An 18365-nucleotide genomic window follows, 5' to 3' on the forward strand; every position below is an offset into this window, starting at 1 on the left:
TAAAGGTGAGCGCAACCCGCCAACAGGGGAAGTTGGAAAATTGACAGATGCCGGGCCATATCTGACCAAATGATAATTTAGCCCCGTACTGTAACAAATGTAAAGTGTACCTATTAATGTAACTACCAAGCGCTGATTTATGGAAGAACGGTGAGGGCGGGGACGGGGATATTTTACTGTGGTTTAGCTTTTTCATAACATGAAGTGAGTCTTTTAGGATAGGTATATTTGTCATATATAATGTGAAATAATGTCGAATAATGTTGAAATAAATTGAATAAAATTTGCATGAACGGCCTGTTTTGCCTATATTAACGCTTGTTATCCTGTATAATTTACGAATACGCGGATTACTTAACCGCTGTTCAATTTTCAAGTTGATTATTCAGGATGAGCGTGTGATTCACTGGTCTGAAATTCGTGGCCCTTGTCTCCTCATTCATTCTACTATTCCCTTTATGAAAGAGAGAAGTGACAAGTGACCATGAAATCAATTGCCTGGGTAACCGACAGTACAAGTATAATAGATCCGGAATTCGCCAAGAACAATCATGTGTATATTATTCCGTTACGAATTATTATCAACAACGAATGTTATAAAGAAAATATAGATATTACAATCGATGACTTCTATGAGAAAATGCGTCAGCATGAAAAGGTAGGCAGTTCACAGCCTCCAATCGGTGAGTTTATCGAGCTATACGAACGGTTGAAGGAAGAATACGATGAAATTATCGCTGTACATCTATCGTCAGAACTCAGTGGCACCTACAATGCTTCGATGCAAGGCGCCGAAATAGCGGAGGCCAATGTAATTGGAATTGATGCCAAGGTAGGCGCTTATCCGATCAGAGAAATGATCATGCGCGGTATACATTGGCAGAAGAAGGGCCTTTCTGGACTGGAAATTAAAGCGAAGATTGAAAATATTATTCAGAATATGTCCTTTTACTTAATTCCTGCGAGCTTGACACAGCTTCATCGCAGTGGACGTGTTTCTGGATCACAATTTGTACTTAGCCAATTGCTGCGCATAAACCTGCTGCTTCGTTTTGACGAAGGGAAGGTCGTTGTTGTGGAGAAGATTCGCACGATGAAGAAGACGCAACAGACGCTTTTGGATATATTTAAACAGGATGTAGGACTTGTTAGTGATGTATGCATCATGCATTCTAATAATTTAGAGATGGCACTTAAGTTAGAAGAGGACATCAAAGCGATGGCCCCCGACTTACGTACAGAGATTATGACATATATTCCTGCTGTGGCTGTTCATGCGGGTGAAGGTACTGTAGGGCTGTCCTGGATCAAGAACACTAGCATCAATAGTATTCATCCGGATGTTACACCCGCAGCCTTTCCGGAAGCAGTACTTGTATAGAGATGGAATCAAGTATAGTGTGAAACTTATACTTTCTTATATTTGAACAAAGAAATCGCTCCTTGGGAGATGGATGGGTGACCACCATTGTACCAAAGGGCGATTTCTTTTTGTTGAAAATATGTTGTTATTTGATTGCACGGCGCCGGAACATTTGTCCAATTACATCACTTAGCACGAGTCCAGCTGCAATGGCTCCAGAGAGCATTAATGCCCGAACAGCGATTTCTACAGCCAGAGTATAGTCCTCTTCCACAAATTTACGCATAGCATCGTAAGCGAGGCCACCCGGAACAAGTGGGATAATACCACCTACACTAAAAATAATAACCGGCATTTTGAAGGATCGCGCAAAAAACTGGCTGACGATGCCCACTATTACACTAGCTGCAAACGTAGCTACAACAGGTCCGAACTCTACATTAAGAAGCACATACACCATCCAGCCCACCATTCCGGCAAAACCACACTGTAGTAGTGAGCGCTTAGGCGCATTAAATAGAATACAGAAGGTTGCCGCGGCGATAAAACTGGTTATAAGTTGCAAAATCATGAAGGGCTAACCTCTTTCACATGGATATTAAAATAGTGATAGTACAAGCCCGATACCTGTACCGATCGCAAATGCAGTTAGAAAGGCATCGGCACCCTTGGATATGCCTGAGACAAGATGACCGGCCATCAGATCACGAACGGCATTAGTAATGAGTAGTCCGGGTACTAGAGGCATAACGGAGCCGATAATGATTTTGTCCATCTCTTGACCAATTCCCAGCTTTACAGAACAGAAGGCTAGAAGTCCGATCAGGAAGGAAGCAGAAAACTCTGCGAAGAATTTAGTCTGCACTAAACGATGCAGATAAATGACCGCAGCGAAGCCTAGTCCGGAAATCGGCAAGGCGGGGAGAGCATCCCACAAACTGCCTTTAAACATAACGGTGAAGCAAGCACCTGTAAGGGCGGCTGCTAAGATCTGCAGCCATACGGGATAGACAGGTGAGGCTTCATCGACTTCTCCTAATCTTGCACGGGCTTCCTCAGCTGTAATCTGACGTTCGCTTAAACGCCGAGAAATATCATTGACCTCCGATACCTTCTGCAGATCTGTTGTTCGTTCCGCAATCCTGTATAACTTAACAGGCTCTATTCTATTTGTGGTGAACATAATTACGGTTGGCGTCACATAACTGTGTGCTCCCGGGAACCCGAGAGATCCAGCCATTCGCGTCATCGTATCTTCAACTCTGGATGTTTCTGCACCATTCTGCAGCATGATCTTGCCAGCAAGAAGACAGAGATCAACGATTTCATAATAGGTAGTGTTACTCGTACTATCCAACTTCTCCGATCCTCCCCTGGAATGTTATATCTATAATTCCACATATCCGATTGTCGCCTTATTGATTGAAAATATCAAGCCTAAAATAGTATTACCATGAATAAATCTCATACTTAAAATGCTCGAAAAAGATACAATTTAGAAGAGTTGGCATTACATCCAGTTCCTACCAATTGTACATGCATAAAATATAGTGAATAGGACAGGTTGGGCTTGTCTTATATTTTTGCAGGTATAAAGGAGGAGTGATCATGACTTTCGGCATTGGAATAACAACCTTTGTCTTCATAATGGCTATGCTAGTTATTTTTATGAGACCGGGAGGCATTAATGAAGCATGGCCAGCATCAATCGGGGCTGGGATTTTATTGTTAACGGGAATTGTGTCTGGTAGTGATATTGCTGATATTATCGGGAAAATAGGTGGGGCGTCTATCACTATTATGGCCACCATCGTCATGGCGGTAATACTAGAAAGTTTCGGCTTTTTTAACTGGGCGGCTGCACGACTTGTGATTTTGTCAAAAAGATCGGGACATCGTTTATATTGATATATTCAATTATTATGCTTTTTGATGACTCTTTTATTCAATAATGACGGAAGTATCTTGATCACGACTCCAATCTTAATATTGCTCCTAAGAAATCTTCATCTAAAACCTCATCAAAAGTTCAGAAGGTGGAAGAACTTCAATCGCTATAGAGAGGTCTTGAACGACATGGAAAACGCAAAGATCAAAATATGCCAAGGGACTTTTTTAAGAAATTTTCGCTCATTTATAGTGTCCGCCGATCTTTCCAGACCTGTCCTTAAGCTGCCCGGCGTCTGTGAAAGAAGCTGCCCGTCCAATGATCGTCTCCCCGTATTTATTTTTGAGAGCATCGGTGGCCCGCTCGAGTTCACGATAGCGAGGGCGAGACTCAAATAGCGTTAGCTGGTACTGGCTTTCGTCAGATAGATTGGACAAGCTTAAGTGAATTCTGCGTACAGGCTGGCCGTCCCAGTGTAGCTTAAAGAGCGAAAGAGCAGCCTCATATACTAACAGGGTGGCATTCGTAGGGTCACTCATTGTAGTCTGTCTTGAGAAGCCTGTTGGGTCATCAAAGCTGGCACCTTGGCAGCCGACAGACACGACTGCACCATGTACTTTCAATTTGCGGCAACGTCTACATACAAGCTCAGACAGCTCTAGGATGATGGTCTTGATATCTTGCAGCTTATAGTAATCCCGTGGCAGCGTCATTTGGTGCCCAACACTTTTGGGTGCGACTTCATAGGTGCTGGGGCTCACGGGGCTGTCATCGATTCCATTGGCTATCCGCCAATATAGCTCGGCATCGATATCACATTTTTTGTGGAATTTCTCCCGCATGCGCCATTTTAGCTCGCTTAACGGCATCTGTGCCAAATGGCCAATCGTTGTGATACCCATACTCTGGAAGTGAACAGACATGCGGCGGCCTACCATGAATAGCTCGCTAATGGGGAGGGGCCAGAGTACATCGGGAAGTTGTTCTTTAGTGAGGGTGAATATACCCGCTTTGTTCTTCTTGGCCCACAGGTCGCAGGCCATTTTGGCGGTAACCTTGGAGTATCCAATGCCAATGCGCGCACGTACGCCTGTATTTCTGAGAATTAGATCTTGAATGGCGGTGGCAATCTCGCTTGGGCTGCCAAATAAACTGAGGCTACCGCTGACATCTATAAACTGCTCATCGATAGAATAGGGTTCTACCTGGTCACTAAATTTGCGCAGAATGTCTGTGATTTGAGAGGAGACGTCGATATATTGCTGCATATGCGGTCTGACCACGATGACCTCGGGGCATTTCGCCAGCGCTTCTTTCAACGTCTCGGCAGTAGTAATGCCAAAAGATTTGGCTATAGGACAGGCAGCAAGTACAATACCGCTCCGTCGAGCGGGGTCTCCAGCGACGATAAGTGGCTTGTTGCTGTACTGCGGATTAGAGGCTTTCTCCACGGAGGCATAGAAGCTTTGGCAATCGGATAGCATAATGACACGCTCTTTATTCATAGGTTCACACGCTCCAGGTGAGGTAGAGATACATTAGATTTTTTCTTCTTATTATAATACGAACATATGATCGTGTATATTCATATTTATTTCCATTATTTTGTTTCGAGTGTGCACAGACCTGTAGCCACCCCTCCAGAGACAATCGTGAGGATGGAGTGGAAGAAGGTTTCTTTAGAAATCAGGAGTCCCCCAGCGCCGATAATCATAAAGTCAGTTAAGAAGATGATAACTCCAAGGTTGAGCGGTACATACTTTTTAATAAATTGAGCAAGCAGATCGGTTCCACCCGTACTTGCTTTAAACCGCAGCATGATCCCAAGCCCCGTTCCCATCAAAAAACCGCCAATAATGGCGCTAGAAACGGAACCAAACTCAAAATAATACAGAAAGTAATATTGAAAAGGACCAAGAAGTTCGATTAGAAATGATGAGGTCAATAGACCGAGTACACTGTTGTAAAAGATATCGCGTTCCTTTAACCAAGCGAGCAGGAAGATAGGGAAGCTGCAGAGAATTATAGCTACGCCAATTTTAGCGTCGGATAAATAATTGATAATGAGGGCTATCCCTATTATTCCCCCATCCAGGATTTTATATGGGACGAGAAAAAAATTAGTTCCCGTAGCAATGAGTAAGCTTCCTAAAAGAATGATTAGGTATCTTAATGGCTGCATATTTAACATCTCCACATTAAAGGCATGTCTATAAATATGCTTGTCACTTCCAAAAAATTGCAGTTGAACAAAAAAACCTGATTAGAAATCAGGCTTAGAAAGTCTTATGTTACATAGTGTGTGAGGGATAGGGCACCTAATGCTCAATAGATACCAAGTAAAAGTGAGTAATGCAATAGAGTCCGAAACGTACAATAGATACCAGTACACGAGATCAAGTAGAAGCTACCAAGTTCACAAGACCAAGTAGTCCGCTTAACGGGAGTAACGCTTGCGGAAGCGAAGCGGAGAGATTCCGATCTGCTGAGCAAACCGACGCGAGAAGTAGGCGGTGCTCTCGAAGCCGGTACGTTCTGCGATTCCGGCTATAGATATCTCTGTCTTGAGCAGCAGCAGCTTGGCTTGTTCCAAACGATAGTCTGTTAAATACTCCATTGGAGTCAGTCCGTATACTCGTTTCATGCAGCGAGCAAGGTAGTTATAGTGAAAATGCAGCGCATCCGCCAGTGAGGTATTGGAAAGAGGCTCCGCATAATGATTGCGGATATAAGTCTCCGTCTGCTCGGCGATTTCCACCGCATGACTTTCTGAAGTATCATGCTGTGCTAGATCCATCATCCGCAGCATTTCTTCAAATATACGTTGCTGCTGCCAAACTGCGCTGGAACGCCGACCCGTAGACAGCTGCAATAGCATCTGGGCTTGTCCGCTCCGTTCAAAGGGGTCAGGAAGGGGACCAAACTGTGGCACGCGAATGGTATATGGATGAGTAAGAAACTGCCGAAAATGTGTTTCACGGTTAATATACACGGGTTCACCCTCAGAGCTAGACCAATCTGCAAGGGTATGAAAATGAATCCATATGAATGAAGTGATCTCTTCGCACGGCTTAACGGAATAATGATAGCGATCGGGCAGCAGTAGCAGTGTATGGCCAGCCGAAACCTCCCATTGATTACGCTCTTCGCCGATAAATAGACAGCCCTGTTCTATAATAAGCAGATCAAATACCCCAATATGGCTTCTATTCGGATGCTGATCTCCGGGTTGATAAACGGTGTGATTGCATTCTAGAAAATAAGGAAATGGCGGGGCAGCGAAATGTATAAATGAAGGGCCCACTGTGTAATTTATCGCTCCTTTCTATATTCGTTCAAACTTAAATCAAACTTCGAAAGTGAAGTGTGAAATAGTACAAAAAAGGGGTTGCTTCTGATCGTATTTTTTATCTATTCTACCCTCTATAATTGTAATTAGCGAGTATGAAATAAGATGAGGGGAAGATGAGAATGAACAAAATTATACAAGATCAGCAAGTTGTAAAAGATCAAATGGTTAACATTAAGGATGATTTCTGGGGCGGGTATATTCGGCTGGTTCAGGATGTTGTAATTCCGTATCAATATGAGGCCTTGCACGATAGAGCATCGGGGGCTGAGCCCAGTCATGCCATTGCTAACTTTGAGATTGCTGCGGGCCGGAAGACTGGGGAGTTTTACGGCTGGGTATTTCAAGACAGTGATGTGGCCAAGTGGCTGGAAGCCGTAGGTTATTCTTTAAGCATCAAACGTGATTCCGATCTGGAGCGTCAAGCGGATGAAGTGATTGACCTCGTTGGCGAAGCACAGCAGGAGGATGGATACTTAAATACTTATTTTACGATCAAAGAACCGGGTAAACGCTGGACCAATCTGAACGATTGTCACGAGTTGTACTGCGCGGGACATTTCATTGAGGCCGCTGTTTCTTACTATGAAGCTACCGGAAAAAGAAAACTGCTCGACATCATGTGCCGAATGGTTGATCATATCGATTCTGTGTTTGGCCCGGAAGAAGGTAAAATGCGGGGCTATGATGGACATCAGGAGATTGAACTCGCACTCGTTAAGTTATACCGGCTTACAGGTGAGGAACGATATTTGAAGCTCAGCAGCTTTTTTATTAATGAGCGAGGACAACAACCAAACTTTTTAAAGGAACAATGGGATAATCTGGGGAGTATCAATTTTTTCACGGGTCAGAAGGAGAAATTAGATTTAAAATATTACCAGAGCCATCTTCCGGTAAGAGAGCAGGAAGTGGCTGTAGGGCATGCTGTACGTGCGGTTTATATGTATACTGCTATGGCAGATCTAGCTGCTATTACAGGAGATGCTACACTTCGTGAGGCATGCGAGAGACTGTGGAATAACATAACTAACAAGCAAATGTATATTACTGGCGGGATCGGTTCTACGCATCGAGGTGAGGCGTTCACCTTCGACTATGATTTGCCTAACGATTCGGTGTACGCAGAGACCTGTGCCTCTATTGGATTGATCTTTTTTGCACAGCGTATGCTGAGAATATCGCCGGACGCACGTTATGCCGATGTTATGGAGCGGGCACTTTATAACAATGTGCTGGGCTCGATGGCACAGGATGGCAAGCACTATTTTTATGTGAATCCACTGGAAGTATGGCCACAGGCATGCAGCTGCAACCCGGATAAACATCATGTGAAGTCTGAGCGTCAAGGTTGGTTTGGCTGTGCCTGCTGTCCTCCGAATGTGGCGCGTCTGCTGACTTCGCTCAATCAATACATTTACACGGTTCATGGGGATACGCTCTACACGAATTTGTATATTGGCAGTGAGCTGACAACTAAGCTGGGTGGAGCGGAGGTTACAATTCAGCAAGAGAGTAACTATCCATGGAAAGGTACAGTCTCCATGAAGATTAATCCGGCCGTGGAAGCGGAGTTTGGCATTGCATTGCGGATTCCGTCGTGGAGTCAAGGGATGGAGATCAGAGTCAATGGTGAAGCCTTGAATACAGCTGAGAACATTGAACAGGGGTACCTCGTTATTCGGAGAGAGTGGAGAGCCGGAGATGTCATCGAAATGCATGACCCAATGGAGGCACATCGCGTCTACGCTCATCCAAATTTGCGTGCCGATGCTCAAAAGGTAACAATTCAACGCGGGCCGTTTGTGTATTGTCTTGAAAGTATCGATAATGGTGAGCCTTTAAGCTCTATTTCTTTAAAAGAAGACGGTGAACTTACGGCGGCGTTCAATGAGACTTTGCTTGGCGGCGCGGTTGTTGTCGAGGCAGACGGACTGCGTATTGATCAAGAGGGCTGGAGTGGAGGACTTTACAGCAGAGAGAAAGCACCCCTTCAACCGGTTAAGGTTAAGGCTGTTCCATATTACTTATGGGGGAATCGTGGCAGTGGTGAAATGAAGGTGTGGATTCCTGAAGCCAGCGTTTAAGGTATAGGATAGACATAGACTTCGGGGAATGGTTACTGTTTAGCAATCGGGGCAGCTGGATTATTCAGCCTGTCCCTTTTTTTGATTAAGATGTACGGTGATGCTCGTCGCCCCTATGTCCAGCCATTTTGATCTATTCTTACGCTCGGATTCATACGCCTTAATACTCCTAACAGCATTCCATCCACGCTGTTCACCAAATCAGAGGAATCTGTATTTAGGATAGCTGGGATTTGCGCTTTATTGTATGCTATATTTGATTGAACGGGATAAGGTAGCTGATTATTTTACAGAAAATATTGGAGGCATCACAATGAGCAAACGTTATCGAATTACAAGAGCTATGCAGAATGATGGAGATTCAGTACAAATCATATCTTTAGAAGAGTGTAAGCAATATTTCGCGTCCAAACCTGATTTCACCTATACATCAGTTTATACAGTAGTAGGCGCCACTACGATGTCGATTGAGGGAGAATTCTTTATGTGGAGCTTTGGCGATGCTACAATCCCGTTTAGGTATTATGAAGGCGATATTTACGTTTCTGGCAGCAATGAAGCTGTGATCCCGAGAATGCTTGAGGTTGCGAGTGATTTAAGAGCAGATATTATGGAAGGGTAAAAAAAATGACCCCTGAAGGGTTCAGGGGTCATCTAGTGTTATTTATAGATCCGCCCAATCGTTCAAGCGAACGGTTGAGCGGATTTTTTTTAACCCAGTTCTACAACTACTTGGTGTACAGCACCGTCTCCAACAGGAGCGATGATGTTACCTTCTACAGCTACACCATCCAAAGTAAGACTAGCTACACCTTTAGATACATGGTTCGGGTTCTTGATTTGAATCACATAAGTATCTCCACGGAAGACACGTGTGATTTCAAAGCTGTCCCACTCTGTAGGAATACAAGGATCGATCTTCAGACCATTGAAATCGGCTTGAATACCAAGGATAGATTGTGTAATCGCTACATAGTTCCAAGCAGCAGTACCAGTCAACCAGGAGTTTTTAGCTTCCCCGTGACGAACGGCATCTTTACCTGCGATCATTTGGGAGTAGACATAAGGCTCTGTGCGGTGAATTTCGCTGATATCCTCCAAATAAGCCGGAGCAATTTTAGCGTAAATTTCAAACGCTCTGTCGCCATGTCCAAGTACCGTTTCAGCGATCATGATCCAAGGGTTGTTGTGGCAGAAAATACCGGCATTTTCTTTGTAGCCCGGAGGGTACGTAGAAATTTCACCCAGGTTCAGATAGTACTTGGAATATGGTGGTTGTTGCAATACAATACCGTATTTAGTGTCCAAATGTTCTTGAACGGAAGACAGGGCTTTTTCAGCTTGACCATCTTCTACACCGATACCAGCCATAACACAGATTCCTTGTGGCTCGATGAAGATTTTACCTTCTTCGTTTTCTTTGGAACCGATCTTGTCGCCATAGTGGTCATAAGCGCGTAGGAACCAGTCGCCATCGAAGCCGTGAGTCAGTGTGATTTCACGCATGTTGTCAATTTTAGCTTCGGCATCCACAGCTACATCGTCAAGTCCACGCATCCGGCAGATTTCAGCATAGTCCGGTCCAACGAAGACGAACAGACCTGCGATAAATACGGATTCCGCTACGCGACCTTCGATGTTGGCAGTGGTTTGGAAAGATTCACCTGGCTCTGTAGAGAAGCAATTCAGGTTCAAGCAGTCATTCCAGTCCGCACGTCCGATCAGCGGCAAGCCGTGAGGTCCGAGATTGTTAGTTACATGCTCGAAAGAGCGTTTCAAGTGCTCGAACAGAGTAGCCGTGTTATCCGGGTTGCTGTCAAAAGGAACCTGCTCATCGAGAATCGAAGTGTCGCCAGTTTCTTTAATGTAAGCAGCCGTTCCTAGGATCAACCAAAGCGGATCATCGTTAAAGCCGGTGCCGACTTCGTTGTTACCTTTTTTGGTGAGCGGTTGGTACTGGTGATACGCACTGCCATCTTCAAATTGTGTAGCCGCGATATCGAGAATACGTTCTTTAGCACGTTCAGGGATTTGGTGCACAAATCCGAGCAAGTCTTGGTTGGAATCACGGAAGCCCATACCACGGCCAATACCGGATTCAAAGTAAGAAGCGGAACGGGACATATTGAAGGTAACCATACATTGATATGGATTCCAGATGTTAACCATGCGATCCAGTTTCTCGTCGCCGCTTTGGATTTGATACTTAGACAGCAGGTTATCCCAGTGAGCAGCAAGTGCGGCAAGTGCAGCATCTACTTGAGCGTCTGTAGCAAATTGTGCGATCATCGCTTCTGCTGGTTTTTTGTTGATTACGTTCAGGGATTCCCATTTATCTTCTTCAGGGTTCTCGATGTAGCCGAGTACAAAGATGAAGCTTTGTTCTTCGCCTGGTTCAAGTGTAATGTTCAGTGCGTGTGATCCGATAGGGGACCAGCCGCTAGCTACGGAGTTAGTAGGTTCACCTGCAGCTACAGCTTGCGGGCTTTCCAGACCGTTGTACATGCCTACGAAGGCTTCACGGTCAGTATCGAAACCAGCGATTTCTTTATTTACGGAGTAGAAAGCATAGTGATTTCTGCGCTCACGGTATTCGGTTTTGTGATAGATAACGGAATCCTTCACTTCAACTTCACCGGTGCTGAGATTGCGTTGGAAGTTGGTCATATCATCTTGTGCATTCCAGAGACAGAACTCTGCAAAAGAGAACAGTTTCACGGATTTTTTAGCGGAGCCAGTGTTCTTCACTACAAGACGGTGTACTTCAGCATTATGACCCATAGGTACAAAAGCAAGCTGGTTCACAGAGATGCCATTGCGTTCGCCAGTAATGGAAGTGTAGCCAAGACCGTGACGGCATTCGTAGAAGTCTAGATCACGTTTTACCGGCATCCAGCCTGGGGTCCAGAAATCACCATCGTCATAAAGATAGTAGTAGCGGCCGCCAGTATCCAATGGGATATTGTTATAACGGTAACGGGTCAATCTTCTGAGACGAGCGTCTCTATAGAAGGTGTAACCACCAGCTGTATTAGAAATAAGTCCGAAAAATTGCTCATTACCAAGGTAGTTAATCCAAGGGTAAGGTGTTTTAGGTGTGTTAATTACATACTCTTTACGAGTGTCGTCAAAGGTACCGAATTTCATGTGAGAAAGTCTCCTTTCGATTGTGAACGCGCGTTTATAAGTTTCAGAAAAAATTCCCTCGAGGGAAGGGAGTTTTCTCAATGGTTTTCAAGCAGGATAACTAAAGCAGTAGTTTCGATACCGAATCATAGCAGCTTCACAGAAAAATATGTAGATTTCTTCAGCGAAGGATGATCTTAAGCTACTTCTTCGGTGGTTGACAGGAATCTCTCTCCACTAAACGAGCTGGAAAGCTGATCGTACTAAACGTCGGCTGCTGTGAATCACACAGCTCGATTACTTTTTCGACTGCGGCCTTGGACATTTCATAGATCGGCAAGCGTACAGAGGTCAGCTTAGGCTGAATACGAGATGCTAACTGAATGTCATCAAATCCGGCAATGGAGATATCCTCGGGGATAATAATTCCATGCTCAGAGAACGCTTCCATCGCTGATATAGCCATGTCATCGTTGGAGGAGAAGAAGGCTGTTGGCAATGGCTCGCCAGAAGCGAGAAGCTTCTTAACCTCTTCGTAAGCGGTCTCCTTCAGAAAATCACCCTTCAGGATAAATTTCTCATTCATAGGTAGGCCATGCTTCTTCAGCGTATCCTCATAAGCAGTATAACGCTCTCGACCAGAGTACGTATTCATTTGCCCACAGATGATGCCGATCTCTTGATGACCTTGAGAGATCAAATATTCAATCGCTTCTGTGGTGCCCTCGTAATCCTTGGAGTTCACAATAGCCAGATGATTGCGATCTAGGTGCTCCGACATAATCTCAGAAATATCATAATCAATTAATACGAGAGGAGAGTCTAGCCCTACCATTTCTCGGACGATATTAATATCCTTCTGAGTGCCGACAATTATACCGCCGTCAATCCGTTTCTGAAGAAAAGCTTGCTTTACCTTGATAAAATCGTCGGGAGAGTAAACCGTATGAATCAGTACATAACATCCGCGGGCATTCGAGGTGTCGACTACGGCATCAACGAATGGAGCAAAGTAATTGTTCTGATAAATTCGGGTAGTATTCTCCTTCTCGTTCATACTGATGGCGAAGAGTCCGATTGTATCGGTCTTCTTACCGGCTAAAGCCCTTGCAAAGCTGTTCGGTTCGTACTGATGTTGCTCAATCACCCGCAGCACTTTGGCACGGGTCTCTTCAGGGACGTTGGAATAGTTGTTGATCACGCGGGATACCGTGCTTCGGGAAACCCCGGCCAACTTAGCTATATCTTCGCTGCGCATGTTTCCCCTCTTTTCATAAACGCGCGTTTATGAGTTTATTGTAAGCGAAAGCATTATATAAATCAATCGTAAATAAAAAGAAATTTGAGAAGGCGTGAAGAAACTAGTTAATAGTTTGTATAAGATTTTTACGGAGAAAGTGCATTGAAAGCTATAAAAGTCATGCTACTATTGTGATAATGATTATTGAGAATGATAATCAATGAAAATATAACATTGGAGTGAAGGGATAATGACAAGATGGGGTCGGAAGTTTTTGTGGGCAGCAGTACTTATTATGGCATTGACCGCGCTGGCGGCGTGCGGAACGAACAATACTGCAAAAGATAACGTTGCTAAAACAGAGAATGCAGGGGAATCAACCTCTGCTAGCAACAGCACGCCAACCGAAGGAAGTGGAAATGCCCAAGAAGAGGGTGCAACTCGGACGATTACAGGGGAATTTGGGGAAGTAGAGATTCCAGTTAGCCCTAAACGGGTGGCCGGGATCTATGTTGAAGACTATTTGAAGGCATTGGGTATTACCCCTGTGGTGCAGTGGTATCATCCAAGCTGGGGTAAACAGGATTATTTAAATCTGGATGTGCCAGAATTTGATATCACCGGAAGCATGGAGGTGTTGCTGGAAAAAGACCCCGATTTGATCATTGCGGACGGAGGCGCTGATGCGGCGAGGTATGAACAGTATTCCAAGGTAGCACCAACCTATCGTCTCCCAGAAGCGGTGCTGCAGGACTCAAGACAAGTGCTTACAGCCATTGCTGATGCGCTCGGGATTCCGGAGAAGGCTGAGGCTGTGCTCACCGAGTATGATCAGAAAGTGACAGATGGAAAAGCTAAATTGCAGCAGGCTCTGGGCCAGGAGAAGGTGGCTGTGATTCGGCTTAATGTAGCGGATAAGACCTTTGCTTTGTTCGGTGTTAAAAACCGTTTTATCGGTGTGATTTATTCTCAATTTGGCCTGACACCCGTGCCTATGGCTGCAGAAATGACCGAATATCAATCTATTATTTCCGAAGAGCTTATTCCTCAGCTCGAAGCGGATCATATCATCGTATTCCCTGACAATGGGGGCTGGGATACTGAAGGAAATCAGGAAGCGATCCAAATTCTTGATGGGCCGCTGTGGAAGAGCCTGCCCGCAGTGAAGAACGGGAATGTTTATAGAATGGAACGTTCCCACTGGCAGACGGGTGCCATCACGGCAAATTCGATGAAGCTTGATGACCTGCTGGAGGCTATGGTGAAATAAAAGGCAGCCGCCTATAAGGAATAGCAAAAAGAAGGTCTATCAGCACCCTTGATAGACCTTCTTTTTTGTTTTAAACTGAAGTGAATGAAAATGGTTCTCAATTGGGGGTGGGAGAATGGCAAAAGATTTGCAAGATAGCAATAGAAGGAAGCTATTCTATAGCTTGATAAATATAGAAACCCAATCCCTGTCAGGAAGCGGACAGAGTGAGGTGTTTCAAGATCACACCCTACTCATTGTATCGGAAGGACAGGGGTTTGTTGAGGCTGAGATGAGGCAGTTTCCACTGGAAAAAGGTGCGGGGTTCTTATTCGAACCAGGGCTATTAAGCAAAATCCATGCCGAAGAGCGTGGACTTAGCTTTTATCGGCTTACTTTTGAAATCATCGAAACCGGGGGAAACAGGCAGAGTGAAATAGAAGGAAGGACTAAAGAGGACATCCTTCGATCTGGTTTGCTAAGCTGTAAACCCTTTTCACAATGTAAATTACTGCTAGAGGCTATCAGTCATAGCCGTAGAAGCGCAGATGAGATCGAATGGTTCGCAGGCCATACGCGCTTTCAGGAGCTGCTACTGCTAATCATGCGTGCAAATTCCTCTGTCGTTCAGATCACAGCTGATCATGAGGCCATACAGCGTTCCATTCACTATATGGAGGAGCATTATAACCAAGCCGTAACCGTTGATCAGTTGGCTGAAGTTGCAGGCATTACACGTGCTCGCTACACACAAACTTTTAAAGAAGTGACAGGGCGGATTCCCTTGGAGCATTTAAACGGGCTTCGTATTGAAAGAGCGCAGCAGCAGCTACTGCTAACGAATGACCGTATGCATGATATCGCGTTATCAGTCGGATACAGTAATGAGTATTATTTTAATCGGCGTTTTAAAAGATCGGTTGGTGTTACTCCAGGTCAATACAGAAGCTTCCATCAGGAGGGATTGAGGGTGTTTGCTCCTTTTCTGGAAGATTATCTATTGGCTCTGGATATTACGCCTGTTGCGCAATATTCTCACGCCGAGTGGGGGAAACAAGAGTACCTGGCTCTCCACAATGTGCCTGAGGTAGATATTTCGACTCGTAATTGGCAGGAGCTCTCCCAGTATACGCCCGAATTGATCTTGCTGGATAATGGCTTTCATCGTTGGCATCTGGAGGAGTGCAGCCGGATCGCTCCGTTGTTCAAGCTGCCTGTTCATCAAGAGGATTGGCGTGCCACATTGTATTCCGCAGCAGCGGTCTTTGGCAGAACGGAACGTGTCCAGGAAGTGATCGGCAATTATGAGCATCAGGCACAGCAAGCCAAGCAGTTACTTACCCGTTACGTCCATAGTCAGACCGTAGCTTGTTTAAGAATCTCAGTCTACGGAATCACTCTCTATGGATGTGAGCATTTGGGGTATACAGGAAGCGTGCTTCATCATGATTTGGGTTTGCAGCCCCATAGCTTGGTTCGGAAGTTGACCCGTGGAAAGAATCGGGTAAACCTGACAAAAGAAGAGCTTGCAAATCTGACTGCGGATCATTTGTTCATTACTTTTGATCGGCTTGAAGGAGGAGGACGGGAACTGCTGGATACACAACTCTGGCGCAGCTTGCCTGCTGTGCGTAACGGCTGCGTATATGAGGTGGATTTCATGGCTTGGATGAATTATGGTGTATTGTCGCATCAGCGCAAGATTGAGGATGTGCTAAAAGCGTTAGGTTAAATTAGAAGCTGGACCATAAGAAGAATAGGACAACAAGTGCCACTATACTGCTGACGCGGGTCATTAGTAAATAAGCCTCACTCGGCTCAATATTACCTTTCACCATCCAACCATATCTCATGTACCATCCGAATCGTGGAAAAAAGATGTTAAGCAGTGCTAACAGCACAAAGAGGAACATAAAAAAAACCATGATTTATCACTCCTTTATGTAATGTATACGTGAGACTGAATGGAGGGTGCCCAGCTCAGTGTGAGTTTCCATATATTTATTTAAGCTTAGGCAATATAGACTGATAAAAATGAAAATTGCTTAAGGAGATGATAAATCGTATGGAACATACAGGGCTTTTTTTCGGAGGGGGAGTAGGTGTTATGTTCTTTTTAATTTGGCTTATATCTATTGGATTGGGGATCTACTTTTTCGTCCTGCTTGTAAAATTGGCACGTAGAGGAATAGTGGCCTTAGATTTATACATCTACGCTAAAAATCGTGAGATCCGTACTCGTTATGAGTCGGCGCAAGGCAGGTCAGATGAAATTTAAGGCCATTAAATGATAATGATACATAGAGTATGAAATACCCTAGCTGCCTCAATAGGCGGTTGGGGTATTTTTTGCGGATATATGCAGGACTGTACTTTCGATAAGGTGTGTTTAGCGGTGTACTGTTGTGTTTACATAAAAAAGAGTTCGAAAAATAAAAAAAACGTGTTTCTAAAAAAGGAGGAATTGATCGATGTCTAACCAATATACGATGCAAGATCCTACCACTCAGTACACCAAGGCTGGACCTGAATTTCAACAGCAGCAACAAGAGCCGGGGCTCCAGAAGGAGATGAATCCCGTTCCTGATACAGGTGAAGATACCTATCAAGGCACCGGACGTCTGACTGGACGTAAAGCGATTGTTACCGGGGCGGACAGTGGCATAGGTCGTGCTGTTGCGATTGCTTTTGCTCGTGAAGGCGCAGATGTTGTTCTATCCTACATGCCAGAGGAAGAAGCGGATGCAAAGCAGGTTCTCAAGCTGGTGCAGGAAGCAGGACGTACCGCAATCGCCATCCCGGGCGATCTGAAAGATGAGGAATACTGTGAACAGCTCATCGATACTGCGGTTAAGCAGCTAGGTGGGATTGATATATTAGCTAATATTGCGGGCAAGCAGCAATTCGTCTCAGACATCGCTGATCTTACTACGAAGCATTTTGACGATACATTTAAGACGAATGTGTATGCCATGTTCTGGCTGTGCAAAGCGGCAGTGAAGCATATGCAACCGGGTAGCACCATCATCAACACTTCTTCCATTCAAGCCTATAAGCCCTCGCCGATTCTGTTGGACTATGCGACGACCAAAGCTGCAATAAATACATTCAGTAAATCACTCGCTCAGCAAGTTGCCCATAAGGGGATTCGAGTTAATGTAGTGGCGCCAGGTCCCGTGTGGACACCTCTTCAGGTAGTGGGTGGGCAACCAGAGGAAGTGCTGAAAGAGTTCGGTGCGAGCACACCACTGGGTCGTCCGGGACAGCCTGCAGAGATGGCTCCGGCATATGTATTTCTTGCCAGCCAAGAATCGAGCTATGTCAGCGGCGAGACATTGAATGCTAACGGTGGAACTCCAACTCCATAAAATGCTCGCGGAATATTGATATTGTAAAATATCAGCGAATCCTACAAAAGTACCCTACTAATTTCAGTTGTGGGGTGCTTTTGTTTTTATATAGAGAAAGGAGTATTATAGAATTTGATACTTTTTATCCCATTATTTGCATGGAATATAATCTACAACTGATCAAGATTGTCGAATACATAGATTTCCTGCGATTACCCGAGAAATATTTGAGTTGGAACTAAATTAGAGTTTAGTGTAAACCATAGAAAGAACTAGGAGCTGTGTCATGCGTAAAAAGAAACTAGCAATACTTATCATTTCCTTTGTCCTAATTATAGTGTGTTTTCCATCAGGAGCAGTCTTTGCTGATAAAGAAAATGGAGCTGTAATGGATAGTGGAACAAAGGAAAGGCTGATGGAAAAGTATGATCTTGTAGAGCCTGAACCCGCAAATCCATCATCACATTGGAGTCAAAATGATGTTGGAGTCAGTAACCCTATTGCTATATTTGTTAGTATCAGTAGGTTGTATCTGAATCCATATGTTTTTGCTGCGCAAGAAATGATTAGTCATTTGATTGATGATAACTAAAGATTTTGTGAAAGTATTAATACGGTGAAAATACAAAAGAAATACACTTAAGAGAATTAAAATATAAACATTTACATATAGGGGGCACCGTGAAAAAAATATCGCTATTCTATGCCTTGCA

General features: G+C 44.5%; 16 protein-coding genes and 1 pseudogene. 9 read left to right on the plus strand and 8 right to left on the minus strand.

Going from position 1 to position 18365, the window contains the following annotated elements; translation table 11 throughout:
* The first annotated feature begins 484 nt into the window (after positions 1-484).
* Positions 485-1381: a DegV family protein gene (locus ACDZ28_RS20830; RefSeq protein ID WP_375102667.1), complete on the plus strand. Its 897-nt coding sequence runs from the start codon at positions 485-487 to the stop codon at positions 1379-1381.
* Positions 1382-1508: 127 nt separating this feature from the next.
* Here ACDZ28_RS20830 and ACDZ28_RS20835 read toward each other — a convergent pair whose 3' ends face one another.
* Both ACDZ28_RS20835 and ACDZ28_RS20840 read right to left on the minus strand, forming a co-directional pair.
* Positions 1509-1934 carry a threonine/serine exporter family protein gene (locus ACDZ28_RS20835; protein WP_042126727.1) on the minus strand — a complete coding sequence of 142 codons (426 nt, stop codon included), beginning with the start codon at positions 1932-1934 and terminating at the stop codon, positions 1509-1511.
* A gap of 27 nt (positions 1935-1961) precedes the next feature.
* Positions 1962-2720, minus strand: a complete 759-nt coding sequence (locus ACDZ28_RS20840) for a threonine/serine exporter family protein (RefSeq protein ID WP_076117735.1) — start codon at positions 2718-2720, stop codon at positions 1962-1964.
* 251 nt (positions 2721-2971) lie between these two features.
* On the opposite strand from ACDZ28_RS20840, the pseudogene ACDZ28_RS20845 reads away from it, so the two are divergent.
* Positions 2972-3391 (plus strand): annotated as a pseudogene (locus ACDZ28_RS20845) (ArsB/NhaD family transporter); the annotation flags it as partial.
* Positions 3392-3493: 102 nt separating this feature from the next.
* Here ACDZ28_RS20845 and ACDZ28_RS20850 read toward each other — a convergent pair.
* From ACDZ28_RS20850 to ACDZ28_RS20860, 3 genes are all read right to left on the minus strand, one after another.
* A complete protein-coding gene (locus ACDZ28_RS20850) occupies positions 3494-4756 on the minus strand; it encodes a DNA polymerase IV (protein ID WP_042126734.1) in 1263 nt (420 codons plus the stop codon).
* Between the two features lie 95 nt (positions 4757-4851).
* Entirely contained in the window at positions 4852-5433 is a 582-nt protein-coding gene (locus ACDZ28_RS20855; RefSeq protein WP_375102668.1) for a YitT family protein, read from the minus strand.
* Positions 5434-5688: 255 nt separating this feature from the next.
* Positions 5689-6555, minus strand: coding sequence for a helix-turn-helix transcriptional regulator (locus tag ACDZ28_RS20860; RefSeq protein WP_375102669.1), 867 nt, complete (start codon positions 6553-6555; stop codon positions 5689-5691).
* Positions 6556-6722: 167 nt separating this feature from the next.
* Between ACDZ28_RS20860 and ACDZ28_RS20865 the strand changes: the two genes are divergently transcribed.
* Positions 6723-8687, plus strand: a complete 1965-nt coding sequence (locus tag ACDZ28_RS20865) for a glycoside hydrolase family 127 protein (RefSeq protein ID WP_375102670.1) — start codon at positions 6723-6725, stop codon at positions 8685-8687.
* A gap of 313 nt (positions 8688-9000) precedes the next feature.
* Positions 9001-9309 (plus strand): hypothetical protein, encoded by a 309-nt coding sequence (locus ACDZ28_RS20870; RefSeq protein WP_076117731.1) that lies wholly within the window; start codon positions 9001-9003, stop codon positions 9307-9309.
* Between the two features lie 89 nt (positions 9310-9398).
* On the opposite strand, the gene ACDZ28_RS20875 is transcribed toward ACDZ28_RS20870, so the two are convergent.
* Positions 9399-11834, minus strand: coding sequence for a GH36-type glycosyl hydrolase domain-containing protein (locus ACDZ28_RS20875; protein WP_375102671.1), 2436 nt, complete (start codon positions 11832-11834; stop codon positions 9399-9401).
* Between the two features lie 181 nt (positions 11835-12015).
* On the minus strand, positions 12016-13071 hold the full coding sequence (locus tag ACDZ28_RS20880; RefSeq protein ID WP_042126745.1) for a LacI family DNA-binding transcriptional regulator: 1056 nt from the start codon (positions 13069-13071) through the stop codon (positions 12016-12018).
* Between the two features lie 232 nt (positions 13072-13303).
* Between ACDZ28_RS20880 and ACDZ28_RS20885 the strand changes: the two genes are divergently transcribed.
* Complete coding sequence (locus tag ACDZ28_RS20885) at positions 13304-14323, plus strand: ABC transporter substrate-binding protein (protein ID WP_042126747.1); 1020 nt, start codon at positions 13304-13306, stop codon at positions 14321-14323.
* A 115-nt stretch (positions 14324-14438) separates the two neighbouring features.
* Complete coding sequence (locus ACDZ28_RS20890) at positions 14439-16034, plus strand: AraC family transcriptional regulator (protein WP_339290583.1); 1596 nt, start codon at positions 14439-14441, stop codon at positions 16032-16034.
* A gap of 1 nt (position 16035) precedes the next feature.
* Here ACDZ28_RS20890 and ACDZ28_RS20895 read toward each other — a convergent pair whose 3' ends face one another.
* On the minus strand, positions 16036-16227 hold the full coding sequence (locus ACDZ28_RS20895; RefSeq protein ID WP_375102672.1) for a DUF6199 family natural product biosynthesis protein: 192 nt from the start codon (positions 16225-16227) through the stop codon (positions 16036-16038).
* Positions 16228-16367: 140 nt separating this feature from the next.
* Between ACDZ28_RS20895 and ACDZ28_RS20900 the strand changes: the two genes are divergently transcribed.
* From ACDZ28_RS20900 to ACDZ28_RS20910, 3 genes are all read left to right on the plus strand, one after another.
* On the plus strand, positions 16368-16580 hold the full coding sequence (locus ACDZ28_RS20900; protein WP_042126752.1) for a hypothetical protein: 213 nt from the start codon (positions 16368-16370) through the stop codon (positions 16578-16580).
* 193 nt (positions 16581-16773) lie between these two features.
* The gene (locus tag ACDZ28_RS20905; RefSeq protein WP_042126754.1) at positions 16774-17670 is read left to right on the plus strand and encodes an SDR family oxidoreductase; all 897 of its coding nucleotides are present in this window, start codon (positions 16774-16776) and stop codon (positions 17668-17670) included.
* Between the two features lie 268 nt (positions 17671-17938).
* Positions 17939-18244: a hypothetical protein gene (locus ACDZ28_RS20910; RefSeq protein WP_375102673.1), complete on the plus strand. Its 306-nt coding sequence runs from the start codon at positions 17939-17941 to the stop codon at positions 18242-18244.
* The last annotated feature ends 121 nt before the right edge of the window (positions 18245-18365 follow it).

It is taken from the genome of Paenibacillus sp. RS8 (assembly GCF_041956825.1).
Classification (GTDB): domain Bacteria; phylum Bacillota; class Bacilli; order Paenibacillales; family Paenibacillaceae; genus Paenibacillus_AQ.

What these genes read in the sequence shown, in the direction of transcription:
- ACDZ28_RS20850 (WP_042126734.1), bottom strand. Translation starts at nt 4,756, where the DNA reads ATGAATAAAGAGCGTGTCATTATGCTATCCGATTGCCAAAGCTTCTAT.
- ACDZ28_RS20830 (WP_375102667.1), top strand. Translation starts at nt 485, where the DNA reads ATGAAATCAATTGCCTGGGTAACCGACAGTACAAGTATAATAGATCCG.
- ACDZ28_RS20905 (WP_042126754.1), top strand. Translation starts at nt 16,774, where the DNA reads ATGTCTAACCAATATACGATGCAAGATCCTACCACTCAGTACACCAAG.
- ACDZ28_RS20910 (WP_375102673.1), top strand. Translation starts at nt 17,939, where the DNA reads ATGCGTAAAAAGAAACTAGCAATACTTATCATTTCCTTTGTCCTAATT.
- ACDZ28_RS20885 (WP_042126747.1), top strand. Translation starts at nt 13,304, where the DNA reads ATGACAAGATGGGGTCGGAAGTTTTTGTGGGCAGCAGTACTTATTATG.
- ACDZ28_RS20880 (WP_042126745.1), bottom strand. Translation starts at nt 13,071, where the DNA reads ATGCGCAGCGAAGATATAGCTAAGTTGGCCGGGGTTTCCCGAAGCACG.
- ACDZ28_RS20870 (WP_076117731.1), top strand. Translation starts at nt 9,001, where the DNA reads ATGAGCAAACGTTATCGAATTACAAGAGCTATGCAGAATGATGGAGAT.
- ACDZ28_RS20875 (WP_375102671.1), bottom strand. Translation starts at nt 11,834, where the DNA reads ATGAAATTCGGTACCTTTGACGACACTCGTAAAGAGTATGTAATTAAC.
- ACDZ28_RS20890 (WP_339290583.1), top strand. Translation starts at nt 14,439, where the DNA reads ATGGCAAAAGATTTGCAAGATAGCAATAGAAGGAAGCTATTCTATAGC.
- ACDZ28_RS20895 (WP_375102672.1), bottom strand. Translation starts at nt 16,227, where the DNA reads ATGGTTTTTTTTATGTTCCTCTTTGTGCTGTTAGCACTGCTTAACATC.
- ACDZ28_RS20865 (WP_375102670.1), top strand. Translation starts at nt 6,723, where the DNA reads ATGAACAAAATTATACAAGATCAGCAAGTTGTAAAAGATCAAATGGTT.
- ACDZ28_RS20835 (WP_042126727.1), bottom strand. Translation starts at nt 1,934, where the DNA reads ATGATTTTGCAACTTATAACCAGTTTTATCGCCGCGGCAACCTTCTGT.
- ACDZ28_RS20900 (WP_042126752.1), top strand. Translation starts at nt 16,368, where the DNA reads ATGGAACATACAGGGCTTTTTTTCGGAGGGGGAGTAGGTGTTATGTTC.
- ACDZ28_RS20855 (WP_375102668.1), bottom strand. Translation starts at nt 5,433, where the DNA reads ATGCAGCCATTAAGATACCTAATCATTCTTTTAGGAAGCTTACTCATT.